At 70.8% G+C, this 22,704-nt stretch carries 16 protein-coding genes; 11 read left to right on the top strand and 5 right to left on the bottom strand.

The window, feature by feature from the left end; translation table 11 throughout:
- Nucleotides 1-34: 34 nt before the first annotated feature.
- Both WME98_RS49660 and glmS read right to left on the bottom strand, forming a co-directional pair.
- Nucleotides 35-1,336, bottom strand: a complete 1,302-nt coding sequence (locus WME98_RS49660; RefSeq protein WP_437948514.1) for a nucleotide sugar dehydrogenase — start codon at nucleotides 1,334-1,336, stop codon at nucleotides 35-37.
- 110 nt (nucleotides 1,337-1,446) lie between these two features.
- Entirely contained in the window at nucleotides 1,447-3,267 is a 1,821-nt protein-coding gene (gene glmS, locus WME98_RS49655; RefSeq protein WP_437948513.1) for a glutamine--fructose-6-phosphate transaminase (isomerizing), read from the bottom strand.
- A 497-nt stretch (nucleotides 3,268-3,764) separates the two neighbouring features.
- On the opposite strand from glmS, the gene glmM reads away from it, so the two are divergent.
- The 11 genes from glmM to trpA are packed head-to-tail and all read left to right on the top strand — an operon-like array spanning nucleotide 3,765 to nucleotide 17,003.
- Entirely contained in the window at nucleotides 3,765-5,120 is a 1,356-nt protein-coding gene (gene glmM / locus WME98_RS49650) for a phosphoglucosamine mutase (RefSeq protein WP_437948512.1), read from the top strand.
- Between the two features lie 23 nt (nucleotides 5,121-5,143).
- Nucleotides 5,144-6,328, top strand: a complete 1,185-nt coding sequence (locus tag WME98_RS49645; protein ID WP_437339400.1) for a Gfo/Idh/MocA family protein — start codon at nucleotides 5,144-5,146, stop codon at nucleotides 6,326-6,328.
- Nucleotides 6,325-7,467: a DegT/DnrJ/EryC1/StrS family aminotransferase gene (locus tag WME98_RS49640; RefSeq protein WP_437948511.1), complete on the top strand. Its 1,143-nt coding sequence runs from the start codon at nucleotides 6,325-6,327 to the stop codon at nucleotides 7,465-7,467. The genes WME98_RS49645 and WME98_RS49640 overlap by 4 nt, the downstream gene beginning before the upstream one ends.
- Nucleotides 7,464-8,573 carry a DegT/DnrJ/EryC1/StrS family aminotransferase gene (locus WME98_RS49635; RefSeq protein WP_437948510.1) on the top strand — a complete coding sequence of 370 codons (1,110 nt, stop codon included), beginning with the start codon at nucleotides 7,464-7,466 and terminating at the stop codon, nucleotides 8,571-8,573. The genes WME98_RS49640 and WME98_RS49635 overlap by 4 nt, the downstream gene beginning before the upstream one ends.
- Complete coding sequence (locus tag WME98_RS49630) at nucleotides 8,566-9,435, top strand: sugar phosphate isomerase/epimerase family protein (protein ID WP_437948509.1); 870 nt, start codon at nucleotides 8,566-8,568, stop codon at nucleotides 9,433-9,435. The genes WME98_RS49635 and WME98_RS49630 overlap by 8 nt, the downstream gene beginning before the upstream one ends.
- The gene (locus tag WME98_RS49625) at nucleotides 9,432-10,754 is read left to right on the top strand and encodes a M20/M25/M40 family metallo-hydrolase (RefSeq protein WP_437948508.1); all 1,323 of its coding nucleotides are present in this window, start codon (nucleotides 9,432-9,434) and stop codon (nucleotides 10,752-10,754) included. The genes WME98_RS49630 and WME98_RS49625 overlap by 4 nt, the downstream gene beginning before the upstream one ends.
- Nucleotides 10,751-11,872 carry an Ldh family oxidoreductase gene (locus WME98_RS49620; RefSeq protein ID WP_437948507.1) on the top strand — a complete coding sequence of 374 codons (1,122 nt, stop codon included), beginning with the start codon at nucleotides 10,751-10,753 and terminating at the stop codon, nucleotides 11,870-11,872. The genes WME98_RS49625 and WME98_RS49620 overlap by 4 nt, the downstream gene beginning before the upstream one ends.
- 23 nt (nucleotides 11,873-11,895) lie before the next feature.
- Nucleotides 11,896-13,206: a Gfo/Idh/MocA family protein gene (locus WME98_RS49615; protein WP_437948506.1), complete on the top strand. Its 1,311-nt coding sequence runs from the start codon at nucleotides 11,896-11,898 to the stop codon at nucleotides 13,204-13,206.
- A 1-nt stretch (nucleotide 13,207) separates the two neighbouring features.
- Complete coding sequence (trpD, locus tag WME98_RS49610; protein WP_437948505.1) at nucleotides 13,208-14,242, top strand: anthranilate phosphoribosyltransferase; 1,035 nt, start codon at nucleotides 13,208-13,210, stop codon at nucleotides 14,240-14,242.
- Between the two features lie 8 nt (nucleotides 14,243-14,250).
- The gene (gene trpB / locus WME98_RS49605) at nucleotides 14,251-16,203 is read left to right on the top strand and encodes a tryptophan synthase subunit beta (RefSeq protein ID WP_437948504.1); all 1,953 of its coding nucleotides are present in this window, start codon (nucleotides 14,251-14,253) and stop codon (nucleotides 16,201-16,203) included.
- A gap of 2 nt (nucleotides 16,204-16,205) precedes the next feature.
- On the top strand, nucleotides 16,206-17,003 hold the full coding sequence (gene trpA / locus WME98_RS49600; RefSeq protein ID WP_437948503.1) for a tryptophan synthase subunit alpha: 798 nt from the start codon (nucleotides 16,206-16,208) through the stop codon (nucleotides 17,001-17,003).
- Nucleotides 17,004-17,332: 329 nt separating this feature from the next.
- Here trpA and WME98_RS49595 read toward each other — a convergent pair whose 3' ends face one another.
- The 3 genes from WME98_RS49595 to WME98_RS49585 all read right to left on the bottom strand — a co-directional run bounded on the left by WME98_RS49595 (nucleotide 17,333) and on the right by WME98_RS49585 (nucleotide 22,438).
- Nucleotides 17,333-18,154: an IS630 family transposase gene (locus tag WME98_RS49595; protein ID WP_437948501.1), complete on the bottom strand. Its 822-nt coding sequence runs from the start codon at nucleotides 18,152-18,154 to the stop codon at nucleotides 17,333-17,335.
- 402 nt (nucleotides 18,155-18,556) lie between these two features.
- Entirely contained in the window at nucleotides 18,557-19,456 is a 900-nt protein-coding gene (locus WME98_RS49590; RefSeq protein ID WP_437948500.1) for a DMT family transporter, read from the bottom strand.
- 210 nt (nucleotides 19,457-19,666) lie between these two features.
- Nucleotides 19,667-22,438 carry a beta-propeller fold lactonase family protein gene (locus WME98_RS49585; RefSeq protein WP_437948499.1) on the bottom strand — a complete coding sequence of 924 codons (2,772 nt, stop codon included), beginning with the start codon at nucleotides 22,436-22,438 and terminating at the stop codon, nucleotides 19,667-19,669.
- Nucleotides 22,439-22,704 lie beyond the last annotated feature (266 nt).

Below are 22,704 nucleotides of genomic sequence, written 5' to 3'. Positions count from 1 at the left end.
ACCTCCTGGGAGACCCGCTGGGGCTCGCCCCGGCTTACAGGCGCACCACCTTGGACTTGTCCCCGTCCAGCGTCCGCAGCGCGTCGCGCGTGTCGACGATGAGCTTCGACTCCGAGAGCATCCGGGCATAGTCGGTGTCAGAGTGGTCGGTCACGACCACCACCGCGTCATAGCGTCCGTAGTCGACGCTCGGGCATACGCTCCTCAGCTCCAGCCCGTGCTCGCGGACCTCGGGCACGTGCCGATCGACGTAGTCGACCTCGGCCCCCAGGCTGCGCAGGCCGTGGATCACGTCGATCGCCGGCGACTCGCGGTAATCGGCGACGTCCTTCTTGTAGGCCACGCCCGAGACGAGCACCTTCGCGCCGTTCGCCGGCACCCTGCGCCGGTTCAGCGACTCGTGCACCAGGGAGACGACCTCGCCCGGCATCGCGCTGTTGATGCTGTCCGCGACGTCGATGAACCGCGCCTGGTACTTGAGCCCGCGCATGCGCCAGGACAGATAGAGCGGATCGATGGGAATGCAGTGCCCCCCGAGCCCTGGCCCCGGATAGAAGGGCATGAAGCCGAAGGGCTTGGTCGCCGCCGCGCGGATCACCTCCCACACGTCGACGCCGAGCCGCCGCGACATCAGCGCGACCTCGTTCACGAGGCCGATGTTCACGGCGCGGAACGTGTTTTCGAAGAGCTTGACCATCTCGGCCGTGTCGGTGCTGCCGACCGGCACGAGCGTGTCGATGATCGCCCCATAGAGGGCCCTCCCCACGGCGAGGCACGCCGGCGTCATTCCGCCGATGACCTTGGGCGTGTTGCGCGTCTTCCACTGCGCATTGCCCGGATCCACGCGCTCGGGGCTGAAGGCGACGAACACGTCCTTGCCGAGCTCGTAGATCCCGCGCGTCAGCGTGGGCGCGAGCACCTCGCGCGTCGTGCCCGGGTAGGTCGTCGACTCCAGGACGATGAGCATCTCGGCGTGCTGCCGCGCCGCGATCTCCTCCATCGCCTGGGTGACGAAGCTCATGTCCGGATCCTTGTTCTTGCTCAGCGGCGTCGGCACGCAGACGACGACGGCGTCCGCGGCGCTGAGGACGCCCAGATCGGCGGACGCCGTGAGCTTCCCGGCGTCGACGAGCGGCTCGAGCTCCGCGGAGCGGATGTCGTCGATGTACGATTCGGCGCGGCCGAGCCGGCGCACCTTTTCGGGGTCCTTGTCATAGCCCGTCACGGCGAAGCCCGCCCTGGCGAGCTCGACCGCCAGCGGCAAGCCGACGTAGCCCACGCCCACCACAACCACGTTTGCCTCGCGGCGCTCGATCTTCCTGAGGAGTTTTTCCATCTCTCGGTCTCTGTGCTTGGTTCATTCGATGCCGGCCCGCGGGCGGCGCGGCGCTGCCCCTCGGCGCCACCGCCTCGCCTCGCGGGCGCGGCCAGGTTGGGGTTGTCGCCTCACTCCACCGTGACGCTCTTGGCCAGGTTGCGAGGCTTGTCGACGTCCCTCCCGAGGAGGGACGCGACATGGTACGCGAGGAGCTGCAGAGCGACGGCGTTCACCACGGGGCTCAGCAGCTCGTCCGTGCGAGGGAGGCGGATCACGTCGTCCGCGTGGCGGGCGGCCTCCGTGTCTCCATCGCTGACGAGGGCGATGATCCTCCCGGAGCGCGCCCTGACCTCCTGGATGTTGCTGAGGACCTTCTCGAGGAGGGGGCACTCGGTCGCGATGACGACCACGGGGAGGCCGTCGTCGATGATCGAGATCGGGCCGTGCTTCATCTCCCCGGCGGCGTGCGCTTCGGCGTAGACGTAGCTCAGCTCCTTCAGCTTGAGGGCGCCTTCGAACGCGCTCGGGGCGTTCACGCCGCGCCCCAGGAACAGCCAGCCGCGGGCGTCCCTGTATTTGGCGGCGATCCGCTCGATCTCCGCGACGCGCGCCTCGTCGAGCGCCTCGTCGACGACGCTCGGCAGGTCGCGGAGCTCGGCGGAGAGCTCGGCCGCGCGTGCGGGGCTCAGGGCCCCACGCGCGCGGCCGAGCCAGAGCGCGAACAGGAGCAGCGCGCTGAGCTGGGCGGTGTACGCCTTGGTGCTGGCGACGCCGATCTCCGGCCCGGCGTGGACGTAGAGGACCTCGTGCGCCTCGCGGGTCATGCTGCTCCCCTGGACATTGATGATGCCGAGCGTCCTCGCGCCGAGCCGCTTCGCCTCGCGGAGGGCCTCGATGGTATCCATGGTCTCGCCGGATTGGCTGATGGCGATCACCAGCGTCCGCTCGTCGACGATCGGCTGGCGATACCGGTACTCGCTCGCGATGTCGACCTCGACCGGCACCCGGGCGAGCCGCTCGATGAGGTGCTCACCGACGAGGCCAGCGTGGTACGCGGTGCCGCATCCGATGATCTGGACGCGATCGATCGAGGAAGGGTCGAGGCGCAGATCGAGCCGCGCCTCTCCGGCGCCGCCGCGCAGGCCGCCCGCGATGGTGTGCTCGAGGACCCGGGGCTGCTCGTGGATCTCCTTGAGCATGAACGTATCGCAGTCGCCCTTCTCGGCGGCCTCGGCGCTCCAGTCGACGAGGGTGGGGGGGCGCGCGAGCGGCCCTCCCCCGAGATCCGTGACGTCGTAGCCCTGGCTGCGCAGGACGACGAGATCGCCGTCCTGCAGGAACACCACGCGGCGCGTGTAAGGGAGCAGCGCCAGCACGTCTGACGCGAGGAACATCTCGCCGTCGCCGACGCCGATCACGAGGGGGCTGACGCTGCGGGCCGCGACGATCTCCTCGTGCTCGGCGTGCGCGACGACGACGGCGTACGCGCCGCGCACCTCCGCGAGGGCCGCGCGGACCGCGCCCGCGAGATCTCCCCGGTACTTCTCCGCGATGAGGTGCGCGAGGACCTCGGAGTCGGTCTCGGAGCGGAACGCGTGGCCCTGGGCGGCGAGCCGCTCCTTGAGCGGGCGGTAGTTCTCGATGATCCCGTTATGGCTGACGACGATGGCCCCGTCCTCACTGGCGTGAGGGTGAGCGTTGCGGTCGTCGGGCGCGCCGTGCGTCGCCCACCGGGTGTGACCGAGGCCGAGCATCCCGCGGACCGAGCGCAGCTTCAGCTCTCCCGCGAGGCCGGCGAGCGGCCCGCCCTTCTTGTAGACCTCGATGCCCGTCACCGTGCGAATCGCGAGGCCTGCGCCGTCATGGCCGCGGTACTCGATCCGGGCGAGCTTGTCGAGGAGCACTTCCTTAGCGTCGCGATAACCCACGTAGCCAACGATTCCACACATGGTTTGCACCCGATGACGAGGAGGCGCCTCAGCGCCTCACAGGACGCCCCGTGAAGCGATGGACCGCTGTTCGTCCGAGGGCGCGTGCATCCGTCATGCCACGCCGCGCATTCCGGCGAGGACCGTGCCTGGACCTGGCCGCGCGCCGGACAGGCGGACATGACCGCGGACGCCGCGCAAGGCGGCATTGCGTGACCGCGCCAACCGTTGCTCGCCGCCTGGCGCTCCTCTGAGCGGCTCGCAGCGGCTCGCAGCGGCTCGCGCGGAATGCGGGCGCGTTGGCGCTCCGATCCGGCTTGGCGCGCGACGAGCGCCCTCGACATCGACACGCGGCACGGCCGTTGCTCAAGGCAGGGGCAAGAGGCCAGCGCGCCTACGCTGGATGATCGATCCAGCAGGGGAGTCGGGCGCGCGCCGGGCAAGCTCGCCCGCGCAGCGCGGGGACTGATGGGCGAGCTTGCCCGGCGCGCGGAGGCCTCGAGGAGAGGTGGAACTACATGGGAAAATACTTCGGCACCGACGGCGTACGCGGTATCGCAAACTTGGAATTGACGCCAGAGCTCGCCTTCCGGCTCGGTCGCTGCGGCGGCCACGCGCTGGCGGGCGAGGCGAGCGGCGCGACCTTCGTCGTCGGGCGCGATACGCGCGTCTCCGGCCCGATGCTGGAGGCGGCGATCGTCGCTGGGCTCTCTTCTATCGGTGCTTCCGTCATCCATCTCGGCGTCGTGACGACGCCGGTCGTCGCGTACCTCACCAGGCACCTCGGTGCGCGGGCAGGGATCATGATCTCGGCCTCGCACAATCCAGCCGAGGACAACGGCGTCAAATTCTTCGGCGCGGACGGCTTCAAGCTGCCGGACGAGATGGAAAAGGCGATCGAGCAGCTGCTCGACGCGCCGGAGGACAGGCTGCCGCGCCCGGTCGGCGGACAGCTCCGCGCGGTGTCGGTCGACGCGCAGGCGAAGGAGGCGTACCTGCGCCACCTCACGGCGGCCGTGCCGGCGCGCTTCGACGGGGCGCGGGTCGTGCTCGATTGCGCCAACGGGGGCGCGTACGAGCTCGCGCCCCGCGTCTTCCGGGAGCTCGGCGCGGACGTGGTCGCGATCGGGGTGGCGCCCGACGGATTGAACATCAATGATGCGTGTGGCTCGCTGCACGTCGAGGCGCTGCGAGAAGAGGTCTTGCGGCGCGGCGCGCAGCTCGGGCTGTCCTTCGACGGCGACGCGGATCGGCTTGTGGCCGTCGACGAGCGCGGGGCGGTGGTCGACGGTGATGAAATCCTGTATGTCTGCGCGTCGGCCGCGAAGCGAGAGCGCCGGCTGGCGAAGGACACGATCGTCACGACGGTGATGAGCAATGCGGGGCTCGCGCAGGCGGCCGGGCGGCTCGGCGTCGCGACGAAACGGACCGAGGTCGGGGACCGCCACGTCGTCGCAGAGATGCGGCGCGGCGGCTACAACCTGGGCGGGGAGCCGTCAGGGCACGTCGTCTGGCTGGACCACGCGACGACCGGCGACGGGATCTTGGCGGGGCTCTTGCTGCTCGACGTCGTGAGGCGGACGGGCCGTCGGCTCAGCGAGCTGACACGACCGTTCGAGAGGCTCCCGCAGGTCCGCGCCGATGTGATGGTGGCCGACAGGAACAGGTTGAGCGGCAATCCGGCGATCGCCGCGGTCGTCCGCAGGGTGGAGCGAGAGCTCGGCGCCGCCGGGCGCATGGTGGTCCGCGCGTCCGGGACCGAGCCGGTCGTCCGCATCATGGCCGAAGGCCTGGAGCGGCCTCGGATCGAGGCGTACGTCAAGGAGCTCGCCGACGTGATCGCGCGCGAGCTGTCGTGCTCGCTGAACGCATGAGCGCGCGCGACCAGGAGCGAAAGATGTTTCAGCAGCTGATTGTAGGATTCGGCAAGGCAGGGCGAGATCTGCACCTGACCTGCCTGCGCAAGGCGCGACACAGGCCGGAGGGGCGAGGGCTGTTCGATGAGCGCATCGGCGTCGTCGATCCGCTCGTCGCCTCGGGAGGCGCGCTCCAGGGCGCGGCCGGCCTCCCGGCCTATCCCTCGATCGCCGACGCGCGCGGAGCCTTCGATCCGCGGCGCACGGTGGTCCACATCTGCACGGGGCCGTCGGAGCACTACCCGGTGTTCGTCGCGGCCGTCTCCGCCGGGTTCCGCCGCTTCGTCGTGGAGAAGCCGTTCACCATCCACGTCTCCGACGCGCGCGAGATCCTCGCCCTCGAGCGGGAGGCCGGCCTCGACGTCGCCGTCGTGAGCAACTGGCTCTCGAGCCCGGTGACGGCGCGCCTCAAGGCGATCATCGACAGCGGTGAGCTCGGCGCGCTCGAGCGGATGGTCATCGAGAGCAGCAAGCCGCGCATCAACCGCACGCTGGCGAGCAGCAGCCATCAGACCGCCTTCGACGTCGAGATGCCTCACCAGATCGCGCTGGCGCTCGCCCTCGGCGGGACCGAGGCCGCGGTCCTCCACGCCGAGTGCACCGATCTCTCCGCCGCCTCGGGCACGGTGCCTCACATGGGCGGCGCGACCATCGCGACGATGCACGGCGATCGCGTGGCCGCGGTCTGCCACTCCGATCTCGGCTGCCCGATGCGCAAGCGCGACGTCATCCTCGAGCTCGAGCGCGGAACGGTCATTGGATATTACCAGACCGGCGCCGACGACAACCACGCCTGGGTCAAGGTCTTCAGCGGCGACGGCCGCCTCGTCGCGACGGACGTGTACGAGGACGACCCCCTGAGCACCTGCTTCATCGAATATTATCGTCACTTCGCCGCTCAGGGGCCCGAGCCGCTGAGCAGCGTGGAGTTCAACACGGGGGTGGTGGACGTCATCGCCCGCGCCAAGGTCCTGAGCGGCCTCCTCCATCCGGCCGGCGTGCCGGACGCCGTCCTGCGCGGGGCGGGGAGGTCGCGAGGGCGCGCGGGCGCGGGCGCGCCCGCCGCCTGCTCGGAGCTCGCCGCCGAGCTCTCGTCGGGCGCCGCACGGGCGCTCATGCCGCCGCCCGTCGCGGCGCGGAGCTTCAAGCAACGGAGTCGTACATGACAGCAGTTATCCCGTTTTACACGTGCGCGGCGTCGCTCGAGCGGCAGCGCGGCGAGATCGACGCCCTGATCGACGAGCTCTTCGCCGGCGGGTCGTTCACCGACGGCGCGCTCGTCCGCCGCCTCGAGCGGCGCATCGCCCTCTTCACGGAGGCGCGCCACACGATCGCCTGCGGCAACGCCACCGACGCCCTCACCATCATGCTCATGGCCGCGGGCGTCGGGCCCGGCGACGAGGTCATCGTCCCTTCGTTCAGCTTCTTCGCGTCCGCGTCCTCCATCGCGCACGCGGGGGCCAAGCCGGTCTTCGTCGATATCGATCCGGTCACGTACGCGATGGACCCAACCCAGATCTCCGCGGCCGTCACGCGGCACACCAGGGCCGTCATGCCGGTCCACCTGTTCACGCAGATGGCCGATATGCCCGCCATCGTCGACGTCGCCCGCCACCACGGCCTGCTCGTCCTCGAGGACAGCGCGGAGGGCATCGGGATGTGGCTCGGCGGACAGCACGCTGGCCTCATCGGCGACGCCGGGGTCCTCTCGTTCTTCCCGACCAAGACGCTGGGGGCGTTCGGCGACGCCGGCATGGTCCTCACGAACGACGACCGGCTCGCCGAGGCCGCGCGCATGCTCCGCAACCACGGCCAGAGGGAGGGCGAGCCCCAGGTCTATCGCCGCCTCGGCTTCAACAGCCGCATGGACAGCCTCCAGGCGGCGATCCTCCTGGCGCGCCTCGGGCGCTTGCCCCAGGACATCGCCAGGCGCGCCGCGCTCGCCGCCCTGTACGATCGCGGCCTCGCCGGCCTCTCCCCCAGCGTCTCGACGCCGCGCATCCGGCGCCGCCCCGAGGGCGCGGGCCCTGTCTACTACGTCTATCTGATCGAGTGCGAGCAGCGCGACGCGCTCGCCTCTCACCTCGCCCGAGAGGGGATCGGGACCGAGACCTACTACCCTGTGCCGCTGCACCTGCAGCCTTGTTTTCGGGGGCTCGGCTACGTGCGCGGCGACATGCCCGTCGCGGAGCGCGCCTGCACCCGGACGCTCGGCCTCCCGATGTATCCGGACATGACGGCTGAACACGTCGAGCGCGTCTGCGGCGCCATCGCCGATTTCTTCCAGCGCGGAGGCGCCCGATGAGAGTCGCGTACTTCGATTATGCGAGGCGCTTCGGCGCCGACGCGGCGCTCGTCAAGCAGCTCGTGGCCGAGGTGGGCGCCTCGGGCGCGTTCATCCTGAAACAGCGCGTCTCCGAGCTCGAGGATGCCATCAAGGGCCAGACCGGCGCCGCCCACGCCGTCGCCGTCTCGAACGGCACGGACGCGCTGCTCATCGCGCTGGCGTCCCTCGGCGTCGGCCCGGGCGTCGACGTGTTGACGCCCGCCTTCTCGTTCATCTCCACGGCGAGCGCGCCGGCCCTCCTGGGCGCCCGGCCGGTCTTCGTCGACGTGGACCCCGACACCGGCACCATCGCCGCCGACGAGCTCGCGCGCCGGCGCACGCCGGAATCGAAGGTCGTCATCGCCGCTCATCTCTTCTCCTCGCTCGCCGCGATGGCCGAGATCCAGGCCGCCGCGAGGGCGCTCGGCCTCCGCGTCCTGGAGGACAGCGCCGTCGCGCTCGGCGCGAGGACGGCGGGTGTTCCCGCGGGGCTCGCGGGCGACGTCGGCCTCTATTCCTTCTTTCCCGCGAAGCCCCTCGGCGGCATCGGCGACGCCGGGATGATCGTCTCCAACGACGCCGCGCTCGGCGACATGTGCCGGCGGCTGCGCAATCACGGCCAGGACGGCGTCACACGCTTTCTGCATCACCACCTGGGATGGAACCACCGAATGGATGAAATCGTGGCTGCCTACCTGACGACGAAGCTCGCGCGGCTCCCCGCGCTGCACGCGCGCCGCCGCGCCATCGGCGAGCGCTACGACGCCGAGCTCGGCAAGCTCGGCGCCGCGATCAGGCCGCTCGCGTCCGCGCCGGGCGAGCGCGTGTTCTATACCTATGTCATCCGCGCCGAGCGCCGTGACGCGCTCCGCGCCCACCTCTTCGAGCGCGGCGTCGAGACCCAGCTCTATTACTCGGTGCCCCTGCACCTGCAGCCGTGCTTTGCCCACCTCGGGCACGTGGCAGGCGACTTCCCCGGTGCCGAGACGCTCTCGCGCGAGGCGCTGGCGCTGCCCCTCTATGCAGAGATGACGGACGCCGAAGCGGATTACGTCGTCTCCGCGGTCAGGAGCTTCCATGCGTGAGGCGCCTCCCGTGCTCCTCGCCGGCGTGGGCGACGAGGCCTCTCCGGACCTCGACGGCCAGCTGGAGGCGCTGCGCCGCCTCGGCTTTCGGGGCATCGAGCTCCGCACCCTGGACGGCGTCGCCGTCGCCGACCTCGACCCCGCGCGCTTCGCCGCCGCCGCGCGCCGCATCGCGGACGACGGGATGAGCGTCGTGGCCCTGGCGAGCCGGATAGGCGGCTGGGCGCGCCCGGTCTCTGGGCCGTTCGGCCGCGACCTGGGAGAGCTCAGGATCCTCGCCGACCGCGCCCACGCGCTCGGCTGCAGGTTCATCCGCATCATGTCCTATCCGAACCAGGGGCTCGACGGCGCCGGCTGGCGCAGCGAAGCCATGCGTCGGGTCGCCGAGCTCGTCGAGCTCGCCGCGGCGCTCGACGTCACGCTCCTCCACGAGAACTGCTCGGGCTGGGCCTCCCAGGGCGTGGAGCAAACCCTCGCGATGCTGCGCGAGATAGCGAGCCCCCATCTGGGGCTCCTGTTCGACGTCGGCAACGTGCGCGTCGCGGACCAGGACCCCGTCGCGTTCCTCGGTCGCGTTCTGCCGCACGTGCGCCACGTCCACGTCAAGGATGTCGTCTGGGACGCCGACGGAGCCGCCCAGTTCACCTGGCCGGGCGAAGGTGAAGCCCAGCTCGCCGAGTGCCTCTCGATGCTCGAGGCGGCGGGCTATGCCGGCGCCATCGCCATCGAGCCGCACCTGGCCCACATCCCTCACCTCGGCATCACCGCCGACACAGCCACGCTGCGCGAGTGCTTCGTCGAGTTCGGCGGTCGCTTCGAGCGCATCGCCCGGACCGTCTGGCGCGCAGGGAGGAGTCAATGAACGATCCGCAGATCCGTTTCACCCCCGAGCACCTCGAGCACCTCCTCGGCTTGCTCGCGATCGACACGACGAGCCCCATGGAGACCGGCGTGCCGAGCGACATCCCGGACGCTCAGCGGGCCTTCCGCGACTTCGCGGTTTCCCGCGGCTTCGCCGAAGCTTACCTGGGCGCTCCGTGCGCATCGGTCCTGAGCGGCGCGCACGTCCCTGTCTCCGTGCGTGAGGTGGCCGCGAGGATGGGCGGCGCGTTCCTCGCGTCGCAGCCGAACCTGGTCCTCCGCTCCGGCGGAGGCCGCCCTGCGGCTCGCACCGTGATGTTCAACCTCCACATGGACACGGTCGCTGGGCACGTCCCCGTCGCGTGCGAGGACGGGATCGTCACCGGCCGCGGCGCCGTCGACATGAAAGGCCCCGGCGTCGCGGTGCTCGCCGGCATCGAGGCGGCCATGCGCCAGGATCCCCGCCTCGCGGGCGAGATCCAGGTGCTCGTCCAGTCGGTCGCCGGCGAGGAAGGCGGCGCGATGGGCGTCTACGGGACCAAGGCCCTCGTGGACCTCGGCTACGTCGGCCGATTGAACGTCTTCGCCGAGCCGAGCGAGGGCCACTTCTTCGACCGTTCGACCACGTCGATGACGGCCCGCGTCTCGGTCGAGGGGGTCGGCTCGACCGACGACGCGCCCCACGCCGGCCAGAACGCCACGGTCATCCTCGCCGCCGTCGCCCTGCGGTTCGCCCGCGATCTGGTCGCGGACGTGCGTCGCATCGGCGGCAAGACCTGTGTCGCCGGCATCCACACCGGCAGGATGCATAACCGGGTTTACGGCGAGGGGGCGCTGCTCGTCAACTTCGCGTACTCCACGATGGCCCAGGCCGAGGCGATCGAGGAGGCGACCGAGATCCGCTTCGCGGAGGCCCTCCAGGGCCTCGCGACCGATTTCGCCGGCTCCGAGGTCCTCGGCGCGACGGCCTCGGCCGCGCGCGCCGTGACGCGCCTCGAATGGCTCAAGCGCCGCCTCCCGACGCTCGACAACCGCGATGAGGCCATGAGGCGCGTCCTCGCGGCGGCCGGCATCGGCCGGACGCCGCCCGCGCTCGCGCATCGCGCGTTCACCTGCGACGCCATGTGGGCGCAACGCCCCGACCGCTACACGGTCGTCTACGGCCCTTGCAGCCTGGAGCACAACCGCGCGCACGCCGACGGCGAGTTCATCGCCGTGGCCGACCTCGAGCGGTTCGCCCGCGAGGTCGAGGCCATCGTCCTCGCCTTCGGCGACCACTGTCGCAGCGGCGCCGCCCTTCTCGATGAGGAATCGATATGAGCAAACTGAACATCTCTCTCGATGAGCTGCGGCGCTTCGCGGCCGACGCCCTGACCCGGGCCGGCCTCGCGCCGGCGCACGCCCGCATCGCGGCCGAGCCGCTCGTCTACGCGGACAAAAAGGGCTTCGATACCCACGGCATCGCCAATCTCGGCCGCATCTACGTGGCCAAGCTGAGGAGCGGCCGCATCCGCGGCGACGCCGAGCCGCGCATCCTCAAGGACGAGGGCGCGACGGCGCTCATCGACGGTCAGGACGGCCTCGGCCTCGTGACGGGCGTCAAGGCGATGCGCCTCGCGATGGACAAGGCGGGGGCGTACGGCGTCGGCGCCGTCGCCGTGCGCCGCAGCTCCCATTTCGGTCCGGCCGGCTACTACGCCGAGCTCGCGCTCGAGCGCGGCATGGTCGGTATCGCCATGTCGAACCTCGGCTCCCAGACGATCGCTCGCCCGCCGCATGGCGGGGTGAAGATCGTCGGGACCAACCCGATCTGCCTCGCCGCCCCCGGCGGGGAGATGCCGGCCTTCGTCCTGGATATGAGCACGACCGTCGTCTCGACCGGCAGGGTCCGCGCCGCGGCCCGCCTGGGCGAGCGCATCCCCGAAGGCTGGCTCGTCGACGAGCACGGCGCTCCGGTCACCGATCCGGCCGCGTATGACGCCGGCACGGGGCACCTCCAGCTGCTCGGCGGCCAGCCCGAGACCGGCGCGTGGAAGGGCCTTGGCCTGGCCCTCTGGGTGGACATCCTCTGCGGCGCCCTCGCCGGCGCCGCGGCCGGTCCGGATCCAGACCTCTTCGGCCCCTCCGGTGAGGCCCGCTCCCGCGACGATCGCGACGTCGGCCACTTCTTCCTCGCCCTGGACATCCGCCGCTTCGGTGAGCTGTCGGAGTTCCAGCGGCGCATGGACCGGATCCTCGCTGGCGTCGTCGAGTGCCCGGCCAACGGGCCGGGCCGGCGCGTCACTTATCCTGGATATCTGGAGCACGAGCGCCGCCGCGCCCTGCGCGTCGACGCGGTGAGCGTGGACTCCGACCTGCTCGCGGCGCTCGGCGGGCTGGCCCGCGAGCTGGGGATCAAGCCCCTCGAGACCCTCGTTGAAGAAGGAGATGCAGCGTGACGGTGCGTATCGGTATGATCGGTATGGGAGTCATCTCGAAGTTCTATGTCGCGGGCTTCCCGCGCGTGGACGGGGCGAGGCTGGTCGCCGTGTGCGACCTGCGGAAGGAGCGCGTCGCGCCCTTCGAGGCGCGCGGCATCGACGCGACGCTCGATTACCGGGAGCTCTTGGCCCGCGACGACATCGACGCGGTCATCATCAACGTCCCCAACGACGAGCATTACGCCATCTGTCGCGACGCGCTGGCGGCCGACAAGCATGTCTGCTGCGAGAAGCCTCTGACCATCCGCCGCGCGGACGCCGAGCGCCTCGTCGGCCAGGCGCGCGCCGCCGGCCGGACGTTGTTCACGGCGTTTCACCGCCGCTACAACGCCAACGTCGTGCGCGCGTTGCCGCAGCTCGCCGACCGGTCGCGCATCGCCGCGGTCACCGCCCGATATCTCGAGAAGATCGAGGAGCACGCGGGAGACGACCGCTGGTACCTCGATTCGCGCCGCTGCGGCGGCGGCTGCCTCGCGGACAACGGCCCGAACGTCTTCGACACGCTCGCCTCGTTCCTCGGCCGGATGGAGGTCACCCGCGCCGCGATCGAGCGCGACGGCGCCGGCATCGACCGCGAAGCCGACGTCGACCTCGTGAGCGCCGATGGCATCCCGGTGCACGTCCGCCTCGACTGGGCCTACCCGCGCGGCGAGCGAAAGGACATCGAGGTCTCGCTCAAGAGCGGCGAGCGCATCGCCATCGACATGCTCGCTGGCTTCGACGAGTTCAAGGGCTCTCTCTGGCACGAATACGAGGAGATCTTGCGCGACTTCGTCGCCACGATCGGGGCGGGCGGCTGCCACGGCGAGGACGGCCTCGACGCCGTGAGGCTCGTGAACGACGCTTACGCCGCCGAGGGGCCCGCCCGCACGGCGCAGGCGCGCAAGCGCGCCGTCCCGACGACGGTGGTGAAGCTCCTCCAGCACAAGCGGAGCGACCGCGGCTTCGTCATCGAGCGACACGCGACGCGCTGCGTGCGCGCCGGCGAGGTCCACGAGCTCGTCACCACCGATCAGGCGACCGCCGGGCCGGGCGACCGCGTCGACCGGGTGGGATTCCTCGGCTTCGTCGAGGCGCGCGCCGCCGGCGTCATCGAGCGCGGCGACCTCGTGGTCCACGGCGGCACCGTGATCGGCAGGGTGCTCGGCTTCGACGCCTGCCATTTCCCGAACCATTACAACGTCCTCGTCGCCGCCGCGGCGCCCGTCACCGCGGGCGAGCTCGGTCTCGCCGTCGAGGACACCGTGAAGTTCCTGCCGGGCGAGCCGTCGCCCGAGGGCGAAGGGCGCTGACATGAGACCTGTCGAGGTCCTGACGCGCGCGGCCGCCCGCGAGCACCTCCTCGCGAGCGAGGCGCGCGACGCCATGCTCGCGCTGCTCGACGGCGCCTTCACGCCGGCGCAGGCGGCGGCGTGGCTGTCGCTGCTCGCCTGCAAGGGCGAGACGGTCGCCGAGCTCGAGGGCTTCTTCGCCGCGCTCATGGCGCGCGCCGTCCATGTCCCGCAAAGAGCCGATGCGATCGACACCGCCGGCACCGGCGGCGACCGCCACGGCAGCTTCAACGCCTCCACGGCCGCCGCGCTGATCGCCGCCGCCGCGGGCGCCGTCGTCGCCAAGGCGGGCAACCGCGCCGCCTCGAGCCGCTGCGGCAGCGCCGATCTGCTGGAGGCGATGGACATCGATATCGAGCTCGGGCCTGCGGAGGTGGATCGGTCGCTCGACGAGACCGGCTTTGCCTTCCTGTTCAGCCAGCGCTTCCACCCGGCGCTCCGCGGGCTCGCGCCGCTGCGCCGCGAGCTCGGCCTGCGGACGGCGCTCAACCTCCTCGGCCCGCTGGCCAACCCAGCCGCCCCCGCGCGCCGCGTCCTCGGCGTGGCCAAGCCGGCCCTCGTCGATCTCTACGCCGAGTTCCTCCCGGCGATCGGCGTCCAGCGCGCGCTGATCGTGCACGCCCGCGACGGCCTCGACGAGCTGAGCCTCGCCGCGCCGACCGACATCGCCGAGCTGCGCGACGGCGCCCTGCGCCGGTTCACGGTGACGCCGGAGGACCTCGGCCTCGCCCGCTGCGATCTCGCGGCGTTGCGCGGCGCAGGTCCGGCCGAGAACGCGGCGCTGCTCCGCGCGCTCTGCCGGGGCGAGCGCGGGCCTCTTCATGATTTTTGCGCCGCAAATGCAGCCGCGGCGCTGTACCTCGCCGGCCTCGCGAGCGACCTGCGCGATGGCGTCGAGGTCGCCCGGCGCGCCATCCGGTCGGGGGCGCTGGCTTCGCTTGTGGACAACCTGATTGCACGCTCGGCGACGCGCCGGAGCGCGGAAGGACTGCGATGATTCTCGATGTGATCCTCGAACACAAGCGCGGTGAGATCGCCGCCAAGGAGCGCCGCGTCCCGCGCGCCGCGCTGGAGCAGCGGGCCAGGGCGGCCCGACCGCCCCGGAATTTCGCGGGGGCGCTGCGCAAAGATGGCGTGTCCGCCATCGCCGAGATCAAGCTGAAGTCGCCCTCGAAAGGCGTGTTCCGCGAGGGCTTCGACCCGGTGGCCATCGCCCGCGCCTACGCGGCGAACGGCGCCCGCGCCATCAGCGTGCTCGCCGATCGGGAGTTCTTCGGCGGCGGCCCCGAGATCGTCGAGGCCGTGGCGAACGACGCGGGGGTGAATGTCCCCGTGATGTACAAGGAGTTCGTCGTCCACCCGTACCAGGTGATCGAGGCCCGCGCCGCCGGCGCCGACGCCGTGCTGCTCATCGCGCGCGGCGTCGACGCGGCGCTCCTCACCGAGCTGATCGCGCTCGCGCGCTCGCTCGGCATGGAGGCGCTGGTCGAGACCTTCGACGCCGGCGAGATCGAGCGGGCCGTGCAGGCCGGCGCTCGCATCATCGGCGTCAACAACCGCGATCTGTCGACGTTCGCGGTCGACCTCGACAGGTCCCGCGCGCTCCGCCGGCTCATCCCGGCCGACGTGCTCGCGGTCAGCGAGAGCGGCCTCAAGAGCGCCGCGGACGTGGCCGCCGTCGCCGGCATGGGGTTCGACGGCATCCTCGTCGGCGAGGCGCTGGTCAGCGCGCCCGATCCCGGCGCGGCCCTCAGGTCGCTCCTTGGCTCTGCGGGGCCCGCGCCGGGGGTGTTCGGCGCGTTCGGCGGCCGCTTCGTCGCCGAGACGCTGATGCGCAATCTCGAGGAGCTCGAACAGGGCTTTCTCCGCTACAAGGACGACGCGGAGTTCAACCGGACGCTCGGCGACATTCTCACGAGCTTCGTTGGCCGCCCGACGCCGCTCACGCCGCTCCTGCGCCTCAGCGAGTCCCTCGGCGGCGCGCGCATCTACGCCAAGCGCGAGGATCTCGCCCACACCGGCGCCCACAAGATCAACAACGCCGTCGCCCAGGCGCTGCTCGCGGTCCGGCTCGGCAAGCGCCGCATCGTCGCAGAGACCGGGGCCGGCCAGCACGGCGTCGCCATCGCGACAGCGTCGTGCCTGCTCGGGCTCGACTGCACGGTCTACATGGGGGCCGTCGACGCCGAGCGCCAGGCGATGAACGTCCAGCGAATCCGCATGCTGGGCGCCGATCTCCGGTTCGTCCACGCCGGCTCGAAGACGCTGAAGGACGCGAGCAACGAGGCCCTGCGCGACTGGATCGCCAACGTCGACTCGACGCATTACCTGCTCGGGTCCGCGGTGGGACCGCACCCGTTCCCCACCATCGTTCGCCACTTTCAAACGGTGATCGGCGCCGAGTGCCGGGCGCAGGTGCTCGAGCGCGAGGGGCGCCTGCCCGACGCCGTGGTCGCGTGCATCGGCGGCGGCAGCAATGCGATCGGCATCTTCGCGCCGTTCCTCGACGAGCCGTCGGTCGATCTAATCGGCGTCCAGGCCGCCGGCGGGGGCCTCGCGAGCGGGCTGCATGCGGCGTCGCTCCTCGCGGGCAAGGTCGGCGTCCTCCAGGGCTCCAAGACCTATGTCCTTCAGAATGACGACGGCCAGATCCTCGAGACCCACAGCATCGCGCCGGGCCTCGACTACCCGGGCGTCGGCCCCGAGCACGCCCACCTGCGCGACACGGGCCGCGTCCGGTACGTCGGCGTCGACGACGCGCGCGCCCTCGAAGCGTTCCAGACGCTCTGCCGCATGGAGGGCATCCTCCCGGCGCTCGAGTCCTCGCACGCGGTCGCGCACGCCCTTGAGCTCGCCCCGAGCCTCGGGCGCGACGCGATCCTGGTGGTGAACATCTCCGGCCGCGGCGACAAGGACCTCGCCTCGGCGATCGAACACATGCACAGGGAGAAAGCCTGATCATGAGAAAACTCGAAGCTCGGTTCGCGGAGCTCTCTCGCCGCGGCGAGCGGGCGTTGATCCCCTACGTGACCGCCGGCCACCCGTCGCGGGAGTCGCTCATCCCGCTGCTCGCGGCGCTCCAGCGCGCGGGCGCTGACGCCATCGAGGTCGGCGTACCGTTCTCGGATCCGGTCGCCGACGGCCCGGTGATCCAGAAGTCCAGCCACGACGCGCTGGCCAATGGCGCGAGCCTCGCCTGGCTGCTCGCCGAGATCACCCGTGCCCGCGCGGCTTCCGTGTCGGTGCCGATCGTGCTGATGGGTTACAGCAACCCGTTCCTCGCCTTCGGTCTGGACAGGCTCGCCGCGACGGCGGTCCAGGCGGGCGTCGACGGCCTCATCGTCCCCGATCTGCCGGCCGACTCCGCCGACCCCTGGCTCGACGTCCTGGGTGCCCACGGCCTCGGCGTCGCCTTCATCGCCGCTCCGACGACCAGCCCGGCTCGCCTCCGCGCGCTGGGCGAAAAGGGCCGCGGCTTCGTCTACTGCGTCTCCTTGAACGGCGTCACCGGCGTGCGGGACCGCGTGGCGGACGGGGTCGAAGCGCTTGTCGACCGCATCCGGTCCGCCACGGCGCTCCCGGTGGCGGTCGGCTTCGGCATCGGGACGCCGGCCCACGTCCGCCAGGTCACGCGCTGCGCCGACGGCGCCATCGTCGGCAGCGCGATCATTCGCCTCCTCGACGCGACGCCGGCGCCGGCGCGGCTGGCCGCGGTCGAGGGGTTCGTCCGCGAGCTCAAGGAAGCGACGCGCGGGTAGGGGGCTCGGGGCTGCCCCGAGCAGCACGACGCGCGCTAGAACCAACGTCCCTCGTCTCTCGTCTCTCGGCTCTCGCCTCTCGTCCCTCGTCTCCCGTCTCCCGTCTCCCGTCTCCCGTCTCCCGTGCGCGTCCTTCGTGCGCGTGCGCGTGCGCGCTGATTCCGACAAATCGCGCACGCGCACGCGCACGAAGAGGAGCACGAAAGACGAAGGAGGGAAGAGGGAAGAGGGAAGAGGGAAGAGGGAAGAGGGAAGAGGGAAGGAGGACGGTGTCTCAGTTCCAACCGAGATCCGCTCTAGTGGACTGTTCGATAAGTTTTTTAACATAATCACGCGGCATGCCGCTCAACCCAGCGGTGCATTTTCTGCCGCGTCCAGGACCACCTGAACGGGTGAGCGTAGAGCTGGTCGTACTCTCGCCAGCTCGCGTCCAGGTGCTCGACGAGCTGCTGGCGGCTGTTCCAGCTGCCGCGCTTCAGGTAGCGCTCGCTGAACGCGCGGAGCAGCAACTCAGCCTGGTTGAGCCACGAGGCGTGCGCCGGCGTCACGAGGACGCGGACGTGCGGGTAGAGGGTACGCAGCAGGGTGGTGGTCTCCTGTGCGACGTGGGACGGGGCTCCGTCCCAGATCAGGTGCACGCGTCGCGCATCGCAGCACTCGTGGAGTAACTCGGGCAGGATCGCGCGCAGGTGCTCGCTATCGTTCCGGTTGGGGCACCATCCGCGCATCTTGCCCGTGTGCACATCGAGGACCGCGGCGAAGTTCACCGTCCCGTGCCGGATGTACTCGAACTCCTGGTGCTCGGCCTGGCCGGGCCTCACGGGGCGCGTCGGTCGCCGGCGTTCGAGCACCTGGATGTTCGGCTTCTCGTCGAAGCAAAGTACAAGCTCGCCGCGCGCGGCTAGATCCGAGGCTCTTTCGTAGCACCACAGGATGCGCGTCACCCTCCTCTCGAAGTCGGCATCGATCGTGGGCGTCTTCCAGTACCGCGAACGGTGGGGTTGCAGATCGGCGGTACGCAGGATCAGCGAGACGGTCGAGTGCGCGATCTTCGGCACCAGCCCACGCTCAGCCGCCACCTTCGCCAGGCTGCGCGTCGACCAGTGCGTCATGTGCAGCCCGAGCCCTGCGGGCTCACAACAGGCGAGCATCTCGAGGCCGACGCGTTGCAGAGGGGGAAAAAGCCCGGGGCCGACCCTCGCGAGGGGCGTCCTCGACCGCCCGAACCCCCACCTTTTCGTACCGACGGCAGAGGTGCCAGATGCTCTCGCGCCTCTGCTCCACGTGCGTCGCCAGTTCCTCCACGACCGTCGCCGGGTCTGCCATGGCCAAGAGCACCCGAGCTCGGCGAGCCACGCGTTGCTCGGTCCGTCCATCGCGCACCAGCCGCTCCAGGTACGCCCGATCCTCCTGCGACAGCTCGATCTTCCTGGGTGGTCGTCCTCGCATGCCGAAGCTTACGCCACCCCGGGGAATATGTTAAAAAACTTATCGAACAGTCCACTAGGTTGACGACGGAAGCCTCGGCAAAGGCACCGCGGGAGCGCTTGGCGCTAACGCTCCCGAGCCGCGCACAGGATCCCGCCGAAGATCAGCAGGATGCCGAGCCCGTGCGCGGCGCGGAGCTCCTCGTGCAACACGAGGTAGGACAGGATCAGCGCGCTCACGGGCAGGACTCCCGTGAAGACCGCCGCCGTGGCAGCGGAGACCTTGCTGACGCCCCGGTACCACAGGACGAAGCCGAGGACCGTGACGGCCAGCGCGTAGTGCACGATCGACAGCCAACCAGCCGTCGAGGCCCGCGAGAACGAGAACGAGCGGGCCTCGTAGACCGCCAGCGGCAAGAACAGCATGAAGCCGAAGGCGACCACCATGGTCGAGACCGCGAGGGGGCTGAGCTTCGCGGTCATGACCTTTCCCAGGATCGTGAACAGGCCCTCGCACACGACCGCTCCCAGGATCAGGACCGTGCCGAACAGGTGAGCCGAGCCGCGGGCGCCCTCCGCGCCGCCCTCTCCGCCGGAGCCGAGCTGGAGGGCCGCGATCCCGGCGACGCAGAGGCCGACGCCGGCCCATTTCCAGCGATTGAGCCGCTCGCCGAGGATCAGGGCCGCGAGGAGGGCGGTGACGCCCGGTGTCGTGCTGGTGATGATGCCGCTCTCGGAGGACGTCGTGTAGCGCAGTCCGTACAGGAGGAAGAGGCTGAACAGGAACACCCCCGTCAGCGCCTGGAGGAAGAGCACGCGGTAGTCGCGCCAGACGAGGGCCGGCATGCGCTTCTCCTTGGCGAGCAGGAGGAGGATGAGCACGGGCATCGCCAGCCCGAAGCGCAGGCCCGAAGCCAGGAATACCGGGAACTCGCGGGTGATGATCTTGCCGGCCACGACGGAGCTGCCGACGAGGGCCATGGCGAGGGTGAGATCCAGGAACGGTCCAATGCTGCTTCTCTTCATGTTCCCGCGCTCTTCGGGCCGTGGAGAGGCCAGTCCGAGAGCGGTTGATGCAGATTGCAAGCCGCACGCCATCGAGGCGTACGCCTCTCCAGGCCCCGTGGCCGCGCGGGCAGCGGCGCTCTGGTCTGGACGCGCTCGTCGGGTCGACGGCGATGGCCGCCCCGGCGCGTGCGCCCACGACGTGAGCGCACGCGCGGGCGCTGTCCCTGCTCAGCCTCCGGGATGGCTCGCCGGATCCGCCGGATCGGTCTCCGCGTCCTCCTCGTCGCCGTCGAGCGCTCCATCGCCGTCGCGGTCGAGCGCCATCCGCACCCCCGAGCCCGGCGGCGCGCAGGTGTACGTCAGCGCGTGCGCCGGGGCCGCGAGCTGGCGCAGCGCCGCCGCGCCGATCGCCGCGCTCCCCGCCCGGTTCCGGCGGAACGTGCCGTCGCCCTGGTAGAGGAAGCCCGCCTCTTCGCCCTGCATGCGGCCTCTCACCACGAGATCGCACTCGCCCGCGCCGGCGCGCGCGATCAAGAGATCCACGCGCTGCTCGGCCGCCGTGTCGCCGGCGCCGGCGAGCGTCGCCTGCTGGCCCACGATGGGCGCCAGGTTCGTATCGAACGCGTGCAGATACGAGGTCACCTGCCGGCGCAGCACGTCGCCCGCCTCGCCCGGAGGGAAGCCGGCGACCCCGGGCGCCTCGTTGAAGCCGCGCTGATCGTGGAAGCGGAAGATCGTATCCATCGTCCCGTCATGGCCGAAGCCGAACCCGCGGATCTGGTCGCCCTGGAACTCGACGTCTCGATCGTTGAAGCGGGGGTTCTGCACCATGCCGAACATCCCCACCTTCTGATAGACGTTGCGCAGCTGGGCGACCTTGAAGCTCTGGAAGATGAAGTCGAACGTGTAGCGCCCGTCGGACCCGAAGAAGCCCGGGAATGGAACCCCATGCTCGGCGTTGCCCGCGGGATCGAGCACGTGGCACGTGCTGCACGCGCCGCCCGGCTCGGTGAAGAAGGCCTTGCCCGCCTCCTGGTCGGGGGTGAGCGTGTTGTCCAGCCGGCGAATGGGGTTGGGCGGATACATCACCTGGAGCATGAAGTCGGTGAACGCCTGCATGTCCGCCTCGGGGATGGGCGCGCTGCGCCCGAGCAGGCCGACGAAGGCGACGTTGAACTTCTTGAACGCCGCCTCCTCGTCGAAGGTGCCGCTGTCCGGCTGCGCGCTCGGCGCGTCGTTCCCGCCGGTGCGGTCCCCCCGCCAGTGCATCGGGCCGTGGTTGGCCATCCCGCGCAGGCTCTGCGTCGTCATCGGCCCCTTGAGGGCGGCGAACTCCGCGGGCTGGCCGAAGAGCGTTGGATCGAGCACGAAGGGCCCTGGCATCGGCGTGGTCGTCGCGTCCGGGTCGCCGAGGTCCCACGCCAGGCTGTCGACGTCGCCGAAGACATGGCAGCTCGCGCAGGCCGAGTCGCCGTGGCTCGACGAGAACGAGGCGTCGTAGAGGAAGCGGCGGCCGCGGACCACGCTCTCCGGCTCCGGGCTGTACATGGGCACGTGCGCGATCTCGGCCCGGGCGTCGAGGTCGATGACCGCGATGGAGTTGTCGAACCGCGTGAGGGCGTAGAGCTGCTTGCGCCCTTCGTCGAGCACCACGCCGGTCGGCCCGCCGCCGGAGACGGGGATCTGGCTCGCGCGCCTGGGCACGAAGGTGTCGGCCTCGAGCGCCGCGGTCGAGAAGACGCCGATCTTGTCCGAGCCGAGCGCGGCGACGTAGAGCTTCTTTCCGTTCCCCGAGACGGCCATGCCCTGCGGCAGCGCGAGGCTCTTCCGGCTCTCGGCGTTCGGGACCGGGGCGCAGCACGCGCCGTAGTCGATGTGCTTGTTCAGGTGCCGCGGGGCCACGCCGCCCGTCGTCGGATCGAGCACCGTGATGCGGTTGTGGTTGAAGCGGCCGCGCACGCTGTGGCCGGCGAAGACGCCGGCGCCCTCGAAGCGCTCCTCGTTGAACGCCTCGGTGTTGGCCACGTAGACGCGCCCGCTCACCGGGTTGACGGCCATGTTGTAGAGGACCGTGCCCACGCCCTGGAAGGCGCCCGCGGGGCCCGCGAGCTGCGCCGGCGGGTCGGCCATGGCGTCGAGGACGAAGACGTCCTTGTCGGGCAGCGCGAGGTTCACCTTGTCGTCCCAGGCTCGATTCAGCTCGTCCACCCAGTGCTGGCCGTTGAATTTGACGATGAGGGGCGCCGACGGCTGCGCCACCCCGGCGGCGTTGGTGGTCGGCGGGGGCAGGCCGAGGCCCAGGTTCACCACGTTGGTCTCGATCACCGTGGTGCGGTTGCCCGAGTGGAAGGCCGCCGCGTAGACGCGCGCGCCGTCGGGCGTGGCGGCGAGCGCGCGCGGCGTGTCGCTGAACAGGGTGACGATGGTGAGCGGCGCGGGGCTCTGGCTCGCCGCGGAGAAGACCCAGACGTCGGCGCGGCCCACGCCCGGCGTGGTGAGCGCCGGGTCGACAGGGCTGTTCTGGCCGCGGTGCGCGGTGGTGATGAAGGCGCGGTCCTTGCCAGGGCCGGCGAACACGATGTCGCGAGGCTCGTCGCCGACGAGCAGGGTGCGCGCCACGCGGGGCTTCCCGGGCCTCGAGACGTCGACCACGCTCACGCTGTCGGAGAGGTGGTTGACGACCCAGACCTCGTCGTCGCTGCGGGCCGCCACCGCGACGGGCTCCAGGCCGACGGCGACCGAGCCGCGGTGCACGAGCGTGCCCCGCCTGACCTTGAAGATCTCCAGCCGGTTGTCGGGCGTGTTGACGGCGAAGAGCGTCGACCCGTCGGGCGAGAGGGCGAGAGGGCGAACCTGGCCGCTCTCGAAGAGGGTGTAGGGCCGGGCGGGGGCGAGGGCGCTCGGGGCGCTCGCGGCGGCTCGGGATTCATCCACGGATGCGCCGGTGTCGCCGCAGGCGGCGAGGGCGAGCGCCGAGAGCGACAGGAGAAGGAGCTTCATGATGGGCACCTCGAAGGTTATGGGAACATTCAAGGATACCACCGACATCCAGGCACCGAGCAATAGCGCCGAATCAGAATGAGATACGATTGTTTGGCAAGACACCTTTCAAGGGCGACAGCTCCTCGTGAATGGAATGCTCCACCATGTGCTACAGGTCCTCTGCGGTAGGGGCCTGGCCCACCAGGGCGATGCGATCGCGAAGGCGCCCTGTCGCCGTGGCGCGGGAGGGCGCATGTTGCGGCGCGGGCCACGCGTCAGGGGCG

The organism is Sorangium sp. So ce296 (assembly GCF_051529605.1).
Classification (GTDB): domain Bacteria; phylum Myxococcota_A; class Polyangia; order Polyangiales; family Polyangiaceae; genus Sorangium; species Sorangium cellulosum_D.
Note: the sequence above shows the minus strand (reverse complement) of the source record. Positions and strands in the feature narration are given on the sequence as shown.

What these genes read in the sequence shown, in the direction of transcription:
- WME98_RS49620 (WP_437948507.1), top strand. Translation starts at nt 10,751, where the DNA reads ATGAGCAAACTGAACATCTCTCTCGATGAGCTGCGGCGCTTCGCGGCC.
- WME98_RS49590 (WP_437948500.1), bottom strand. Translation starts at nt 19,456, where the DNA reads ATGAAGAGAAGCAGCATTGGACCGTTCCTGGATCTCACCCTCGCCATG.
- trpA (WP_437948503.1), top strand. Translation starts at nt 16,206, where the DNA reads ATGAGAAAACTCGAAGCTCGGTTCGCGGAGCTCTCTCGCCGCGGCGAG.
- WME98_RS49625 (WP_437948508.1), top strand. Translation starts at nt 9,432, where the DNA reads ATGAACGATCCGCAGATCCGTTTCACCCCCGAGCACCTCGAGCACCTC.
- WME98_RS49645 (WP_437339400.1), top strand. Translation starts at nt 5,144, where the DNA reads ATGTTTCAGCAGCTGATTGTAGGATTCGGCAAGGCAGGGCGAGATCTG.
- WME98_RS49635 (WP_437948510.1), top strand. Translation starts at nt 7,464, where the DNA reads ATGAGAGTCGCGTACTTCGATTATGCGAGGCGCTTCGGCGCCGACGCG.
- WME98_RS49615 (WP_437948506.1), top strand. Translation starts at nt 11,896, where the DNA reads ATGGGAGTCATCTCGAAGTTCTATGTCGCGGGCTTCCCGCGCGTGGAC.
- WME98_RS49630 (WP_437948509.1), top strand. Translation starts at nt 8,566, where the DNA reads ATGCGTGAGGCGCCTCCCGTGCTCCTCGCCGGCGTGGGCGACGAGGCC.
- WME98_RS49595 (WP_437948501.1), bottom strand. Translation starts at nt 18,154, where the DNA reads ATGCTCGCCTGTTGTGAGCCCGCAGGGCTCGGGCTGCACATGACGCAC.
- WME98_RS49660 (WP_437948514.1), bottom strand. Translation starts at nt 1,336, where the DNA reads ATGGAAAAACTCCTCAGGAAGATCGAGCGCCGCGAGGCAAACGTGGTT.
- trpD (WP_437948505.1), top strand. Translation starts at nt 13,208, where the DNA reads ATGAGACCTGTCGAGGTCCTGACGCGCGCGGCCGCCCGCGAGCACCTC.
- glmS (WP_437948513.1), bottom strand. Translation starts at nt 3,267, where the DNA reads ATGTGTGGAATCGTTGGCTACGTGGGTTATCGCGACGCTAAGGAAGTG.
- glmM (WP_437948512.1), top strand. Translation starts at nt 3,765, where the DNA reads ATGGGAAAATACTTCGGCACCGACGGCGTACGCGGTATCGCAAACTTG.
- WME98_RS49585 (WP_437948499.1), bottom strand. Translation starts at nt 22,438, where the DNA reads ATGAAGCTCCTTCTCCTGTCGCTCTCGGCGCTCGCCCTCGCCGCCTGC.
- WME98_RS49640 (WP_437948511.1), top strand. Translation starts at nt 6,325, where the DNA reads ATGACAGCAGTTATCCCGTTTTACACGTGCGCGGCGTCGCTCGAGCGG.